General features: G+C 70.8%; 12 protein-coding genes and 1 pseudogene. 7 read left to right on the top strand and 6 right to left on the bottom strand.

The window, feature by feature from the left end:
- The first annotated feature begins 25 nt into the window (after positions 1-25).
- The 3 genes from A5705_RS24490 to A5705_RS24500 are packed head-to-tail and all read left to right on the top strand — an operon-like array spanning position 26 to position 2,326.
- Entirely contained in the window at positions 26-970 is a 945-nt protein-coding gene (locus A5705_RS24490) for a GNAT family N-acetyltransferase (RefSeq protein WP_156738338.1), read from the top strand.
- Between the two features lie 6 nt (positions 971-976).
- Positions 977-1,645: a DUF5642 family protein gene (locus A5705_RS24495; RefSeq protein WP_068280533.1), complete on the top strand. Its 669-nt coding sequence runs from the start codon at positions 977-979 to the stop codon at positions 1,643-1,645.
- Positions 1,646-1,672: 27 nt separating this feature from the next.
- Entirely contained in the window at positions 1,673-2,326 is a 654-nt protein-coding gene (locus A5705_RS24500) for a DUF5642 family protein (protein WP_068280536.1), read from the top strand.
- On the opposite strand, the gene A5705_RS24505 is transcribed toward A5705_RS24500, so the two are convergent.
- On the bottom strand, positions 2,327-2,932 hold the full coding sequence (locus A5705_RS24505; protein WP_197516939.1) for an alpha-ketoglutarate-dependent dioxygenase AlkB: 606 nt from the start codon (positions 2,930-2,932) through the stop codon (positions 2,327-2,329).
- A gap of 58 nt (positions 2,933-2,990) precedes the next feature.
- Here A5705_RS24505 and arcA point away from each other — a divergent pair, with 58 nt between their 5' ends.
- The gene (gene arcA / locus A5705_RS24510) at positions 2,991-4,202 is read left to right on the top strand and encodes an arginine deiminase (RefSeq protein ID WP_067877555.1); all 1,212 of its coding nucleotides are present in this window, start codon (positions 2,991-2,993) and stop codon (positions 4,200-4,202) included.
- Positions 4,203-4,279: 77 nt separating this feature from the next.
- Here the strand turns inward: arcA and A5705_RS24515 are convergent, their stop codons facing one another.
- Positions 4,280-5,845: a dolichyl-phosphate-mannose--protein mannosyltransferase gene (locus A5705_RS24515; protein WP_068280539.1), complete on the bottom strand. Its 1,566-nt coding sequence runs from the start codon at positions 5,843-5,845 to the stop codon at positions 4,280-4,282.
- 25 nt (positions 5,846-5,870) lie between these two features.
- On the opposite strand from A5705_RS24515, the pseudogene rsmI reads away from it, so the two are divergent.
- Positions 5,871-6,769: pseudogene (gene rsmI, locus A5705_RS24520) on the top strand (16S rRNA (cytidine(1402)-2'-O)-methyltransferase).
- Here rsmI and A5705_RS24525 read toward each other — a convergent pair.
- From A5705_RS24525 to A5705_RS24540, 4 genes are all read right to left on the bottom strand, one after another.
- Positions 6,721-7,683 (bottom strand): hypothetical protein, encoded by a 963-nt coding sequence (locus tag A5705_RS24525; protein ID WP_082956673.1) that lies wholly within the window; start codon positions 7,681-7,683, stop codon positions 6,721-6,723. The pseudogene rsmI and the gene A5705_RS24525 overlap by 49 nt on opposite strands.
- 146 nt (positions 7,684-7,829) lie before the next feature.
- Positions 7,830-9,083 (bottom strand): aminodeoxychorismate synthase component I, encoded by a 1,254-nt coding sequence (locus tag A5705_RS24530; RefSeq protein WP_067877543.1) that lies wholly within the window; start codon positions 9,081-9,083, stop codon positions 7,830-7,832.
- 18 nt (positions 9,084-9,101) lie between these two features.
- A complete protein-coding gene (locus A5705_RS24535; RefSeq protein WP_067877540.1) occupies positions 9,102-10,004 on the bottom strand; it encodes an RNA polymerase sigma-70 factor in 903 nt (300 codons plus the stop codon).
- Positions 10,001-11,197 carry an NAD(P)/FAD-dependent oxidoreductase gene (locus tag A5705_RS24540; RefSeq protein ID WP_067877537.1) on the bottom strand — a complete coding sequence of 399 codons (1,197 nt, stop codon included), beginning with the start codon at positions 11,195-11,197 and terminating at the stop codon, positions 10,001-10,003. The genes A5705_RS24535 and A5705_RS24540 overlap by 4 nt, the downstream gene beginning before the upstream one ends.
- 363 nt (positions 11,198-11,560) lie before the next feature.
- Here A5705_RS24540 and A5705_RS24545 point away from each other — a divergent pair, with 363 nt between their 5' ends.
- Both A5705_RS24545 and A5705_RS24550 read left to right on the top strand, forming a co-directional pair.
- Positions 11,561-13,426 carry a bifunctional diguanylate cyclase/phosphodiesterase gene (locus A5705_RS24545; protein ID WP_067877534.1) on the top strand — a complete coding sequence of 622 codons (1,866 nt, stop codon included), beginning with the start codon at positions 11,561-11,563 and terminating at the stop codon, positions 13,424-13,426.
- A 5-nt stretch (positions 13,427-13,431) separates the two neighbouring features.
- A complete protein-coding gene (locus A5705_RS24550; RefSeq protein ID WP_068280543.1) occupies positions 13,432-15,120 on the top strand; it encodes a hypothetical protein in 1,689 nt (562 codons plus the stop codon).
- Positions 15,121-15,163 lie beyond the last annotated feature (43 nt).

The following is a 15,163-nucleotide window of genomic DNA, read 5'->3' on the forward strand; positions in this document are numbered from 1 at the left end:
GGCGCGAGCTGAAGAGCTCGCGACGATGGACGTCTTCGAGGGCTGCCGTATCGAGGACCTGGTGCCCCTGGCGGCCCGCCTTCAACCGCTACGCGCCGCTGCGGGCCAAGTGCTGATGCAGCAGGGCGAGCGGGCCGTGTCGTTCCTGCTCATTTCGTCGGGGAAAGCCGAGATCCGCCGCATCGATCGCGACGGCACGATCATCTCCGGGCAGGTGTCGCCGGGCATGATCGTGGGCGAGATCGCGCTGTTGCGGGACATCCCGCGCATCGCCACGGTCACCACGGCCGAACCGCTGACCGGCTGGATCGGCGACAACGAGGCCTTCACCCGGATGCTGCATCTGCCCGGCGTGATGCCGCGACTGCTGCGCACGGTGCGCCAGCGTCTGGCCGCATACATCACGCCGATCCCGATACGCGTCCGCGACGGGACCCACCTGATGCTGCGCCCGGTCCTGCCCGGCGACGACGAGCGGACCGTTCACGGCCATATCCAATTCTCCAGCGAGACGCTGTATCGGCGGTTCATGACGGCCCGCATCCCGACCCCGGCGTTGTTGCACTACCTCTCCGAGGTCGACTACGTCGACCACTTCGTGTGGGTGGTGACCGACGGGGACTACCCGGTCGCCGATGGCCGCTTTGTTCGGGACGAGAACGACCCGACGGTCGCCGAGATCGCCTTCACCGTCGCCGACGCCTATCAGGGCCGGGGGATCGGCAGCTTTCTGATCGACGCGTTGTCGATCGCGGCCAGGGTCGACGGTGTCGAAAGATTCTCCGCGCGAATGCTTTCCGACAACATGCCGATGCGCGCGATCATGGACCACCACGGCGCGGTCTGGCAGCGCGAGGACGTCGGCGTCATCACGACCGTCATCGATGTGCCGCGCCGGCCGGCCTTCAGCCGTCACATGGCCGATCAGATCAAACGCGTCGCCCGTCAGGTGATCGAAGCGGTCGGCTGAACGGGCATGCGTCCGTTGGCAATTGGCGTCGTCGCGGTGCTGCTGGCCGCATGCGCGCAGTCGCCCGTGTCCACGCCGCCGAAGCCTGCAACGACGACCACCCGCGACACCGCGGTCAATCCCGCCAACATCAAGCGGGTCGTGCGCGAGCTGCCGCCCGGCTACGAGGTGGCCACCGGCGTCCCCGGCGCGGCCTCCCCGCGGGTGATCTGGAGCCTGGGGGCCGACGCGCGGACCCGTCCGCCGCAATGCGTTGCGCTCGCCGACCCCGGCGGCGGGCGCGACCAAAGCGCACAGGGCTTCTCCGCCTCGGGCGCCGGCGGCATCGTCGACACGGTCGTGGTGACTTTGCCCGGCCCGGTTGACCTCGACCCGGGCATCGTGGCGGCGTGCGCGCGGTGGACCATGAGCGACGGGCACACCACGGCCGACGTCGGCCTCGTCGACGCCCCGCACATCGACCACGCCGAAACCCTCGGCATGGTGGCCGACACCAGGTCATCCGTCGAGTCGGGCACCGAAATCGATTCGCGCACATACACCTTCATCGCCTACCTGGGCAACTATTACGCCTTCACCACACTGACCACGGACCCGGGTTCGGCGCTGCCCGCGTTGCCGCCCCAATTCGCCGCCGATCTGCTCGTCAAAACGGTGTCCACATTGCGCGGCTGAGCGCCGGCGTTGGGTAGATTGGCCACGGTGTCCAAGGTGTTGCTCGCGGCCGCATCCGTCTGCGTGCTCGCCGGCTGCTCATCGGGTGGTGATCCGGCTGTCAAGGCCGACATCGGCAAGGTGGCCGAAGTCAAGTCGAGCTTCGGGCCCGAGTACAAGGTCACCGACATCTCCGAACGGGCGATCGACCCCAAGCTGCTTTCGGCCCGCAAGCTGCCCGAAGGCCTGACCTTCGATCCGGCGAGCTGCGCGAAAGTTGCGGTGGGGCCGGACATGCCGCCGGACCTGCAGGGCAACATGGCCGCCGTGTCCGCGGAGGGTAACGGGAACAGGTTCGTCGTCATCGCCATCGAGACCTCAAAGGCCCTGCCGTTCAACGATCCCGGGAAAGACTGCGCAAAGGTCGCGTTCGCCGGCACCGGGGTGCGGGGCGGCCTCGAGGTGATCGACGCGCCGCACATCGATGGGGCCCACACCACGGGCGTGCACCGGGTGCTGCAGGCGGTGGTGTCCGGGGCGGCCCGCACCGGGGAGCTGTATGACTACTCGGCTCAATTCGGCGATTACCAGGTGATCGTCATCGCCAACCCGCTGGTCATACCGGACCAGCCGGTGGCCAAGATCGACACCCAGCGCGCCCGCGACCTTCTCGTCAAGGCCGTGGCCGCGGTCCGCGGCTAGCTAGCGCACGTCGCGGGGACGGAACTGGATGCTCACCCTGGGCCCCGTCGGAGCCGACGTCTTGGGCACCGCATGCTCCCAGGTGCGCTGGCACGAACCGCCCATCACCAGCAGGTCGCCGTGCGCCTGCGGCAGCCGCAGCGACGGGCCCCCGAGATTCCGGTCGCGCCGGCGCATCGCGAAGGTGCGCGTCGCGCCGAGGCTGACGATGGCCACCATGGTGTCTTGCGAGCTGCTGCGACCGATGGTGTCGCCATGCCAGGCGACGCTGTCGGAGCCGTCGCGGTAGCAACACAATCCGACGGTGGTGAAGGGCTCGCCCAGCTCGCCCGCGTAGATGTCGTTGAGCCGGCGCCGCAGCCGTCCCAGCAGCGGGTGCGGAGGGTCCTCGACGGTCAGGTCGTGAAAGCTGACCAGCCGCGGCACGTCGACCACCCGGTCGTACATCTGGCGGCGCTCGGCGCGCCACGGCACCGTCGACAGCAGTTCGACGAGCAGGCCGTCGGCATCGGTCAACCAGCCGGCGCGGATCTCGATGAAGGCGCCGTCACCGAGCTCCCTGCGCTCGGTGTGCTCGAACAGCGAGCCCTGTACCGCGATGCCCACGGCCCCCAGTTTATCGCACACCCGTTCGATCGAGCGGGGACCGGCTACCGTTTCCTGCGTGGCCGTTGTCGAGCTGGGCACCAATTCCGAGGTGGGCGCGCTGCGGGTCGTCATCCTGCACCGCCCCGGCGGCGAGCTGCTGCGCCTCAACCCGCGCAACAACGACCAGCTGCTGTTCGACGGGCTGCCGTGGGTGGCGCGGGCACAGGAGGAGCACGATCAGTTCGCGGACCTGCTGCGTTCGCGCGGCGTCGAGGTGCTGCTGCTGTCCGACCTGCTCACCGAGGCCCTCAGCCACAGCGGGGCCGCCCGGATGCAGGGCGTTGCCGCCGCGGTGGACGCGCGTCGGCTCGGAGTACCCCTGGCCCAACGGCTTTCGGCCTACCTGCGGGGCCTGGATCCGGTGCGGTTGGCCACCGTGCTGATGGGCGGGATGACGTTCAACGAGTTGCCGGCGGATACCCGCGCCGACGTCTCGCTGGTCCTTCGGATGCACCACGGGGCGGACTTCGTCATCGACCCGCTGCCCAACCTGGTGTTCACCCGCGACTCGGCGATCTGGATCGGCCCGCGCGTGGTGATCCCGACCCTGGCGCTGCCGGCCCGCGTTCGCGAGGCCTCGCTGAGCGATCTGATCTACGCGCATCACCCGCGGTTCACCGGGGTGCGGCGCGCCTACGAGTCGCGCACCGCGCCCGTCGAGGGCGGCGACGTGCTGCTGCTCGCCCCCGGTGTGGTCGCCGTCGGGGTGGGCGAGCGGACCACGCCGGCCGGGGCGGAAGCGTTGGCGCGCAGCCTGTTTGACGACGACCTCGCGAACACGGTGCTGGCGGTGCCGATCGCGCAGCGGCGCGCGCAGATGCACCTGGACACGGTGTGCACGATGGTCGACACCGACACGGTGCTGATGTACGCCAACATCATCGACGCGCTGTCGGCGTTCACGATCCAGCCGACGCCCGGCGGCATCACCATCAGCGACGAGACGCCGTTCTTGGAGGCCGCCGCCAGGGCGATGGGGATCGACAAGCTGCGGGTGATCGACACCGGGCTGGATCCGCTTGTCGCCGAACGCGAGCAGTGGGACGACGGCAACAACACGTTGGCCCTGGCGCCCGGCGTGGTGGTCGCCTACGAACGCAACGCGCAGACCAACGCCCGGCTGCGGGACGCGGGCATCGAGGTGCTCACCATCGCGGGGTCGGAATTGGGCACCGGCCGCGGCGGGCCGCGGTGCATGTCCTGCCCCGTCGCGCGGGATCCGTTGTAGCGCAGTACCGCGACCAGACGCAAAAGCCCCCTAAACCGCGGCGTTTTGGGGGCTTTTGCGTCTGCTCGGCGTGATGGTCAGCGCCAGCTGGGCAGCCAGATCTCCATGTTCCAGGTCTGCTGGGAGAGGGGCAGGCCGGTGAGTACCGGGAACAGCCAGGCGAAGTTGGTGACGACCAACGCCACGTAGCACGAGACCGCGATGAGCCCGAGCGTGCGCCTCTCGGGATTCTGCCGGCGCGCGTAGAGAATGTCGCCGCAGATCAGCGCGAGGCCCATGGCCAGAAACGGCGCCATCGTCGACGCGTAGAAGAAGTACATCTGCCGGTCGATGTCGGCGAACCAGGGCAGCCACCCCGCGCAATAACCGGTCAGCACGGCCGCATAGCGCCAGTCGCGGCGAATCATCATGCGCCACAGGGCGTACAGCAGCACCGGAACGGAGAGCCACCACATCGCGGGGGTGCCCACGAGCATCTCCGCCTTGACGCACGACTGCGGCCCGCAGCCGGGCACGTTCTGCTGGTCGATCGCATACAGCACCGGCCGCAACGACATCGGCCAGCTCCACGGTTTGGATTCCCAGGGGTGGTAGTTGCCGGCGGAGTTCGTCAGGCCCGCGTGAAACTGGAAGGCCTTGGCGGTGTAGTGCCACAGGGACCGGATCGCGTCGGGCATGGGAACGACGGAGTGCGGGCCGATCGACAGGCCCACCTCGTGGCGGTCGATCGCGGTCTCGGAAGCGAACCACGGCGCGTAGCTGGCCAGGTAGACCCCGAACGGGATGAGCGCCAACGCATACGCCGTGGGGATCAGGTCGCGTCGAAGCGTACCCAGCCACGGCCTGGTCACCTGGTACTGGCGGCGCGCCGCCACGTCGAACGCCAGCGACATCGCGCCGAAGAACACCACGAAGTACAGGCCGGACCACTTTGTCCCGCAAGCCAATCCGAGCATGAGGCCGGCCAGGAAACGCCACCAGCGCACACCCAGCCGCGGGCCCCACAGGGTCTCGGCGCTGCGGCCCTCCGACAGGGCGACGTGCAGCCGCAGGCGCACCTGATCGCGGTCGACGATGAGCGCGCCGAACGCCGCGACCACGAAGAACGTCAGGATGCCGTCGAGCAGGGCGGTGCGCGCGGTCACGAAGCTGACGCCGTCGCAGATGACCAGCACGCCGGCGATCGCGCCGACCAGCGTCGAGCGGCTGATCCGGCGCACGATCCGCGTCACCAGCACCACCATGACCACGCCCAGCAGCGCGCCGGCGAACCGCCAGCCGACGCCGTTGTAACCGAAGAGCGCCTCGCCGATCGCGATGAGCTGCTTGCCCACCGGGGGGTGGACCACCAGCCCGAACCCGGGGTTGTCCTCCACCCCGTGGTTGTGCAGCACCTGCCAGGCCTGCGGCGCGTAGTGCTTCTCGTCGAAGACGGGGGTGCCGGCGTCGGTCGGCGAGCCCAGGTTGAGGAACCGGGTGACCGTCGCCAGCAGGGTGACCACGCCGGTCACGACCCAGCCGCGGATGGTGTCGGCCGGCCCGAAGTCCGCGACCGGGGCCAGCGGCCCCGGGCTGACCACGGGGACGACGCGCTCGTCCCGGTTTTCGAAGACGACGGGGCTTTCGCGGGGCGGGGCGGACATCGGTGTCGATCGTAGGCTGTCGGTCATGACTCCTGGCCGCCTATTGCTGGCCGCGACGCCCCTGGGCCGGCCGGCGGACGCCTCGCCGCGCCTGATCGACGCCCTGGCCCGCGCCGACGTGGTGGCCGCCGAGGACACCCGGCGGGTGCGGGTCTTGGCCAAGGCGCTCGACGTCGCCATCACCGGCCGCCTGGTCAGCCTCTACGACCGGGTGGAGGCCGCGCGGGTACCCGGCCTCGTCGACGCGATGAAGTCCGGCGCGACCGTGCTCCTGGTCAGCGACGCCGGAATGCCGTTGATCAGCGACCCCGGCTACCGGCTGGTCGCGGCCTGCGTCGACGCCGGGGTCCCGCTGACCTGCCTCCCCGGGCCGTCGGCCGTGACGACCGCGCTCGCCGTCTCCGGCCTGCCGTCGGAACGGTTCTGCTTCGAGGGATTCGCTCCGCGCAAGAAGGCGGCACGCCGAAGCTGGTTCGCCTCGCTGGCCGACGAGCGGCGCACCTGCGTGTTCTTCGAATCCCCGCGCCGGCTGGCCGCCTGCCTGCGCGACGCCGCGGACGAGCTCGGCGGCGAGCGCCGCGCGGTGGTGTGCCGGGAACTGACCAAGGTGCACGAGGAAGTGGTGCGCGGGTCGCTCGGCGAGCTGGCGGCGTGGGCCGACGACGGGGTGCTCGGTGAGATCACCGTCGTGCTCGCCGGCGCGACGCCGCGCGCCGACCTGCAATCCCTGGTGGACGAGGTGGAGCGGCTCGTCGCCGGAGGGGTGCGCGTCAAGGACGCCTGCAGCGAGGTGGCCGTCGGGCACCCGGACGTGCGTACGCGACTGCTCTACGACGCGGTCCTGCAATCACGCCGCGAGTGAGCGGTCGGCCGGCTCAGGGCGTGCAGGCCTTCAGGACGCCGATCCCCGGCGTGCACACCTGAGGGTGCGGCAGCGGCGGGAGTGGGGGCAGCGGCGGAGGCGGCGGCAGGGCCGGCAGCGGGGGCGGCCCCGCGGGGAGCGGCGGCAACGCCGGAAGTGGCGGTGGAGCGGCCGGCAGGGCGGGCAGGGCCGCGGGGACCGCGGGCAATGCCGGCAGCGGGGGCGCCGCGGGGAGCGGCGGTGCCGCCGGGAGGGCCACGGCCGGGAGGCCGGCCGGAATGGCCGCCGCCGCTGCCGGGAGGGCAGCCGCGACGGGCAGCACCCCCGGGATGGCCGGGAGACCCACCCCCGGAACGCCCAAACTGAAGTTGGCCGGCAGCAGGCCGGCGTTCTTGAGGTAGACCAGCGCGATGGCGGCGGTGCTCAGGCTGGCCACGGCGCTGCTTCCGATGCCGACGACGCTGCCGCCCACGCCCACGACACCCTGGACCACCGACAGGGCCACAGCCGCGTCGTTGGGTATCGCGGCGGCGGCGGGCAGCCCGGCCAGGGCGGGCAGCACGAGGTTGGCGTCGGGCAGGCCGGACAGGTCGGGCGCCCCGGGCACGGCCAGGCCGGCCCCCGGAACGCCCACGCCGGCGCTCGGTGCGCCGCCGATGCCGGCTCCCGGCGAGCTCACCCCCGGCACCGCGGCCGCGGCCGCGGGCCCGCCGGGCTGGGGTGGACCACCGGGCGCGATCACGTTGCTGGCCTCGGAGAACGGTGTTGTCGGGCCGCCGGCCGACGCGGCGGGACCCGGTCCCGACGGCTTCGGCGTCTCGGGCATGAGAACCGACGCCACCTTCTCGCATACGGCCCCGCCCGGGCCGCACGTCCCCGAGGCGGGCAGCGGCGCGCTGACCGAGGTCAGGGGCGTAACCGCCAGGGTCCCGCCCATCAGGGCGGACGCTGCGGCGCCCAGAACGGCAATTCTCATGACGGCCCCCTCAAGCTGTCTACGCGCGATCGGCGCGCGTCAATCCCTGAAGCTTAGGCAAACGTGACGCGTGGCGTGGGGCATTATCCGAAATTCACGGCGGCGGCGCTGATGTTTCACCTAACCGATCTCTGCTGGCCCACCTGCTAACCAACGGACGCCGCGGCCGCCACGCGGGGCGGCCCGACGATCGGCGCGGCTTTGTGCAGGCACTCCTGCCATTCGGCGTCGGGATCGGAGTCGGCGGTGATCCCGCCGCCGACTCCCAGTACAGCGCTGCCGCGGGCGTCGAACTCGACGGTCCGGATCGCGACGTTCAGCTCACAGCCGGCGACCGGCGAAGCCAAACCGATTGTGCCGCAATATATTCCGCGGCGACTGTGTTCCCATTGTGAAATCAGTTGCCGGGCACGGTGTTTCGGGGTTCCGGTGACCGAGGCAGGCGGGAAGGCGGCGTCCAGCAGCGCCGACGTCGGGAGTTCGACGGGGACCTGCGCGGCCACCGTGGAAACCAGGTGCCACACGCCGGGGGCGCGCCGGACGACCAGCAGCTCGGGCACGGTGACGGTGCCGACGAGCGCGACCCGGCCGAGGTCGTTGCGGACCAGGTCGACGATCATGATGTTTTCCGCGACCTCTTTGGCCGAGGCCCGCAACGCCGACGGCCAGGCGTCCAGCGGCAGCGTGCCCTTGATCGGGCTCGACGTCACGGCCGATCCGCGGCGCCGCAGGAAAAGCTCCGGGGACAGCGACGCCACCGCGCCCCACGCGCCCGCGACGTAGGCCGCCCGGGCCGGGGCGGTTCGCGCGACGCCGTCGGTGAAGAAGTCCAGCGGGGCGCCGGTGACCGTGCCGGTGAAATGCGTGCACACGCAGGCCTGATACACCTCGCCCGCGCGGATGGCCGCCAGGCAGGACAGGACGCCGCCGCGATGCGTTTCCCGGTCGGCGGCGCCCCAGTGGATCCGGCAGGCGCGCGCCGGCGCCGGCGCGGCCGTCAGCGCGGCGGTCAGCCAGTCGGGCATGGGCGCACCGGACAGGCTTTCGTACCACCACATCCCGTCGCGATCGCGGCGCAGGACGCAGTCGGTCCAGCCGCCCGCGGCCTCGGGGATCCGGTTCCCCTTCCCGTCGGCGCCGGGATCGGGGTAGGACAGGTAACCGACCCAGCCGCCGCCCACCGCCGCCGAGTCGCGCGCCGACGGGCACTGCGGGACGGCGAAGGCGTCGCCCGCGGGCACCGGCCGCGCCGACAGGCTGGGTGCGATCAGCGCCAGCGACCCGAACCACTCGCCGGTCAGCGCGGCCGGCGGCGGCAAGCCGAGCCGCGCGGTGGCGGCACCCACGGCGCGCAGCACGCGGGGCGCGGCGCCCAGGTCGCCAAGCCGGTCGATTCGCACCGCCCTAGCTTGACAGAGTTAACCGCGGCTGATGTCGCGGGCGCTGGCGAGGGCGGCCAGCTTGTGCGGGTTGCGCATCACGTAGAAGTTGGTGATCTTGCCGTCGGCGATCTCGAGCGTGATCAGCCCTTCCAGCTGTTCGCCGAGGTAGAGCAGCACCGCCGGGGCGCTGTTGCAGGTGACCATGGCGACGCGCGCCCCCGCCATGGCCGCGGCCCGGCGCATCAACCCGGCGATGGCCCGGGCCACCCGGTCGGCGCCGACGACCGGCCTGCGCGCGGCGCTGACGATGCCCCCGCTGTCGGCCGTCCAGGTGGCGTCGGGCGCGAGCATCGCCATCAGCGCCTCCACGTCGCCGGTGGCCGCCGCGGACAGGAACTGGGCGGTGATCTCGGCGTTGCGCTCGGGATCCGCCGCGTCGAACCGCTTGCGTCGCGCCCGCACGTGTTCGCGGGCGCGGTGGGCGACCTGGCGGACGGTCGGCGCCGGTTTGCCGACCGCCTCGGCGATCTCGCCGTAGTCGAAACCGAACACCTCGCGCAGCACGAACACCGCGCGTTCGTCGGGGCTCAGGGTTTCCAGCAGAACCAGCATCGCCATCGAAACCGATTCCGCCAGAACGACATCCGCCGAGGGATCCTGGTCGTCGAGCAGCAGCGGCTCGGGCAGCCAGGGCCCCACGTACTCCTCGCGGCGGCGGGCGTCGGCGCGCAGCGCGTTGAGCGCCTGCCGGGTGACCAGCTGGGCCAGGTAGGACTTGGTGTCGCGCACGGCCGACAGGTCCACGGCCGCCCAGCGCAGGTAGCTGTCCTGCAGCACGTCGTCGGCCTCGGTCGCCGAGCCGAGGATCTCGTAGGCGATGGTGAACAGCAGCGGCCGCAGCAACGTGAACCGGTCGGCGTGCTCGGACGAGCGGGTCACCGCGGTCCCCGCAGCCCGACCCGCTCGTCGGCCGGGGATTGCGCTGGCCGCGCGCCCCCCTTGAGCCAGAAGTACGAGCCCGGCTTGGCGGCCTCGCGCCGGATCGCCCACAGCGTGGCCTTGCACACGGTCTCCTTGACCGACGCCGCGATGCGCCCGCCGACGTACAGGTCCACCGGGGTGTCGTCCTTGCGGGCGAGCTGAATGGTGGCGTGCGAGCGCCCCACGCTGATGCACTGGCCCGTGAACGCCTGGTTCAGCAACGCCGGGGTCTCTCCGGCGATGCGGCTGAGCACGGTGTTGGCGGCCTGGACGCCCAACGGTCCGGCGGCCTGGCAGCTCATCCGCAGCGGCCGGCCCGACGGGGCGGCCGCGTCCCCGGCGGCGACGATGCGGCCGTCGTCGATGCTGGTCAGCGTCTCATCGGTGAGCAGCCGGCCCACCGCGTCGGTGCTCAGCCCGCTGCGCGCCGCCAGGTCCGGCACGGTGAACCCGGCCGTCCACACCGTCGCGGCGCTGGGCAGCGCGGCGCCGTTGGTGAGCACCACCGCGTCCGGGCGCACCTCGGCGGCCGCGGCGGATTCGAGCACGTCGACCTCGAGGCCGCGCAGTTGCCTGGCCACCGAACGCCGACCCCGCCCGCTCAGCGACGGGCCCAGGACACCGCCGCAGACCAGGGTCACCGGGCGGCCCAGCTCGGCCAGCTCGGAGGCCGTCTCGATTCCGGTCAGCCCGCCGCCTACGACCGTGATCGGCGCGCTCAGCGGCAGGTCGGCGAGCGTGTGGTGCAGCCGCTGCGCGCTCTCCAGGTCGGCGACCGAGTGCGCGAACTCGGCCGCGCCGGGCACGGTCGGCGGCATCGCGCCGGTGCTCCCGACGGCGTAGACGAGGTAGTCATAGTCCAGTTCGGCGCCCGAGCCCAGCACCACGCGCCGGTCGGCGGGCTCGATGCGATCGACGGCGTCGACGATCAGCCCGATGCCCTCGCCCAGCAGGCTGTCGTAGTCGGCGATCGCGACGCCGGTGTCGGCGATCAGCTGGTGCAGGCGGATCCGCTCCACGAAGACCGGACGCGGGTTGATCAGGGTCACGTCGACGTCGGTGCGCTGCCGCAGACGATTGGCGGCCAGGGTTCCGGAGTATCCGCCGCCGACGACGACGACGTGGGTCTTCTGGGTGGCCTGTTCGGTCATGTCTGTCTCCTACCTCTCACGGGATTGTTGCCCTTGAGACACCGGAGCCCGGCCGGGCGTGACAGCCGCGGTGCGACTGTGAGCTGTCTCACTTGTCGGGCCCGAAGACGACCCCGAAGACGACCCCGAAGAGGACGTTGTCGGCGCGGGCGTGAGCGAGCCACCGCTGCCGGGCGCGACAGGCATCCGCGGTGTCCACCGTTCCCGTCGGGACCAGGCGTTACCGGGTCCGGGCCGGGTCGCACATGGTACGCTTCGCACCACTTCGTGACCCCGGACCGAACACTGACACCGCGAAATTTCCCGTGATTAGGCCCCGGATTGGCCAAGCCCAGCCGGGGCCCGTGCCCATCGGAGGAGTCCTTGCCGCGCAGCCTGGATCTCGTCGTGACTTCGGTGGCGACGCAGCTGATGGAGGCCACGGGATCGACCGCGACCCGGGTGAGTGAAAGGGTGCTTGCGCAGCTCGTCGAGCAGTTCGATCTGGACGCCAGCTTCCTGCGCCACCACGACCACGACATCCGTGCCTCGGTGTTGGTGGCGGAGTGGCCGCCGCGCACCGACATTCCGGACCCCGACCCGATGGCCGTCGTCCACTTCACCAGCGCCGACCCGGTGCTCGCCCAGTGCGAGCACGGGCGGAAGCCGGTCGTGATCCGCCCGGAGCAGAACAACCGCGCGTTGGGCCGCCGGGCGGGCGGGGCCAAGCAGGCGGCCTCGCCGTCGGTGGCCGCCGCCCCGCTGGTGTCGGGTGAGACCACCACCGGGGTGCTCGGGTTCGTCAAGAACGGCGCCCGGAAGTGGAAGCAAGAAGAGATCAACACGCTGGAGGCGGTCGCCGCGCTGTTCGCGCAGCTGCAGGCCCGCATCGCCGCCGAAGAGAAGCTGCGCTACCTGGCCGAGCACGACGATCTGACCGGCCTGTACAACCGGCGCGCGCTGGTCGCGCACCTGACCGAACGGCTCGCGCCGGGAAGCCCGGGCCCCGTCGCGGTTTTGTACCTCGACCTGGACCGGCTCAAGCCGATCAACGACTACCTCGGTCACACCGCGGGCGACTGGTTCATCCGTGTTTTCGCGCAACGCATTCGGGTGTGCGCGGGAAGCGAGGCCATGATCGCCCGGCTGGGCGGTGACGAGTTCGTCGTCATCCCCGACCAGCCGACGTCGACGGGGACCGCGGAGGCGTTCGCCCGCCGGCTCGCTTCCATGCTGTGCGAGCGCCTGGCTTTCGGCGGGCACATGATCACCCGCACGGTGAGCATCGGCCTGGCCGTCGGCATGCCGGGGCGGGACAACTGCAGCGATCTGTTGCGGCGGGCCGACGAGGCCGTGTTGACCGCCAAGCGCGCGGGCGGCAACCAGGTCGCGCTGTCCACCGACGACATGTCGCTGAAAAGCGCCTTCCGCAATGACATCGAGCTGCACCTGCAGGGCGACATCGACAGCGAAGCGCTGCTGCTCCACTATCTGCCCGAGGTCGACCTGTGGACCGGCGCGATAGTGGCCGCCGAGGCGCTGGTCCGCTGGCGACACCCGATCTGGGGCCTGCTGTTGCCGGATTCGTTCATCGGGGTGGCCGAATCGACCAATCTGGCAGGGGAATTGGGCCGGTGGGTGATGCGCAGCGCCTGCGCCGAATTCGCCCGGTGGCGGGCCAATGGCGTTGGCCAGAGCGCGGTCCTGCGCATCAACGTGTCGCCCGTCCAGCTCATCACGCGCGGCTTCGTGCGCAGCGTCGCCGACACCATCGAGGAGTTCGGTATCGACGCGGGATCGGTCTGTCTGGAGATCACCGAGCGGGCCGTGGTCCACGACATCGAAACCACCCGCAAGACCCTGCACGAGCTCAAGGATGTGGGGGTCCAGATCGCCATCGACGACTTCGGCACCGGCTATGCGGTTCTGTCGCACCTGAAGTCACTCCCGGTCGACATGCTCAAGATCGACACCGGGTTCGTCCGCGACTTGGGCACCAACGCCGGCGACCTGGCGATCGTTCGGGCGATCATCGGATTGGCCGAGGCGTTCGGCCTGCAACTGGTCGCCGAGGGGGTCGAGACACCCGCCGCCGCACTGACTTTGATGCAGCACGGATGCCACCGCGCGCAGGGCTTCCTGCTCTCGCGGCCCGTCCCGGGCAACGCGATGGAGGCACTGCTGTCCGCGCGCTGGATGCCGATGCCGTTTCTTGCCGACCGCGAGGCGCTGTCGTTAGGCGCGATTTAGCGCCGATGTTTCGTTCGTCGAACAAGAGGGGTCGAAGGGCCCTCGTCGCAGTCATCGCGTGCGCGGCGCAGGTGCTGAGCGGATGCGGCGGCCACCCCAACCCGGGGCCGCTGTCCGCGATGGTCTTTCCGGCCATCCCGCCCACCGTTCAGGAGATCGCCAACCCGTTGCGCGGCCAGTACGAGGATCTGCTGAGTCCGCTGTTCCCCCAAGGCAATCCGGCGCAGCAGCGGTACCCGGCGTGGCCGGCCTCCTATGACGCCAGCCTGCGCATCTCGTGGCGGCAGCTGCAGCCCATCGATCCGCGAACCCTGCCGCCCGACGCCCCCGACGATCGCAAGTTCGACTTCAGCGCGATCGACGACGCGCTGACGAAGCTGCAGGACCGCAACATGCGGCTGACCCTGGGCGTGTATGCCTACAACTCGTGTTGCAACGATTCCTACCCCGACAACACCAACATCGCGATTCCCGACTGGATGAGGGCGGCGGCCACCCCCTATCCCGCGCCGCCGAACGGCCCGGCGCCCGGGGTGACGCAGGTGGTGCCGCGCTGGAACGACCCCAATTACCTGAGCGCGTTTGCCCAGCTGCTCGCCGCGCTGGGTCGCCGCTACGACGGCGACGAACGCCTGTCCGTGTTCGAGTTCTCCGGTTACGGGGACTTCGGCGAGAACCACATCGCCTATCTGCGTGACGTTTTGGGTGCGCCCGGTCCCGCGCCCGATGAGAGCAAGGCGATGCTGGGCTATTACAGTCAGTTCCGCGATCAGAGCATCACGACCGACTCGATTCGCCAACTGGTCGCGGCGAACGTCAACGCGTTCCCGCACACGCAATTGGTGGTCACCCCGCAGAATCCCGAGATCGTGCGCGAGCTGCTGGCCGACGACGTGACCAAGAAACTGTCGGCGCCGGTGGGCATCCGCTCGGATTGCCTTGGCGTGCAAGGGCCGTTGCCCGGGTGGGCCGAATCGAGCGACTCGCAATACGTACGGGACAACGACGCCGTCGTCAACGCCGTCAAGCAGCGGATGGCGTCGGCGCCGGTGATCAGCGAGTGGTGCCGGTTGCCCAACGGAACCGACCCGCGGTCTTACTACGAGAAGGGCCTGCGCGACGTCGTCAGGTACCACGTGTCGATGACGTCGAGCGTCAACTTCCCGGACCGTGAGTCCAGGGCGGCGATGGACCCCAACCTGTTGTTGCTGTGGGCCCAGGCCAATACCTCGGCGGGCTACCGGTATTCGGTCGAGGGGCGGCCGGGCTCCCAATCGATACAGGGCAAGGTGGCGACCATCTCGGTCGCCTGGACCAACTACGGCTCGGCGGTCGCCACCGAGCAGTGGGCGCCCGGCTACCGGCTGGTGGACTTCTCCGGGGCGGTGGTTCGCAGCCTGCGGGCGACAGTCAACCTCAAGACGCTGGTGAGCGACGACACCAGCTCCGCACGCGAGGAGGCCGTTCCGGCTTCGTCGACCGAGACGGTGCGCGTCGATCTGACGGGCCTGGCGCCGGGCCACTACACCCTGCGCGCGTCCGTGGACTGGCAGCAGCACAAGCCGGGCGCGTCGCACGTGGTGAACTACGCCCCCATGGCGTTGGCCCGCGACGGCCGCGACGGCGCCGGGCTGTATCCGATTGCCACGCTGGACATCCCGAGGGACTCGGCGGTGTCAGCGAACGGTCAGTGACTTCGGTGACCTGTCAGCCGGGGGCCGGACCGCGCTACACGCG

This window comes from Mycobacterium sp. E787, assembly GCF_001668725.1.
Taxonomy (GTDB): Bacteria; Actinomycetota; Actinomycetes; order Mycobacteriales; family Mycobacteriaceae; genus Mycobacterium.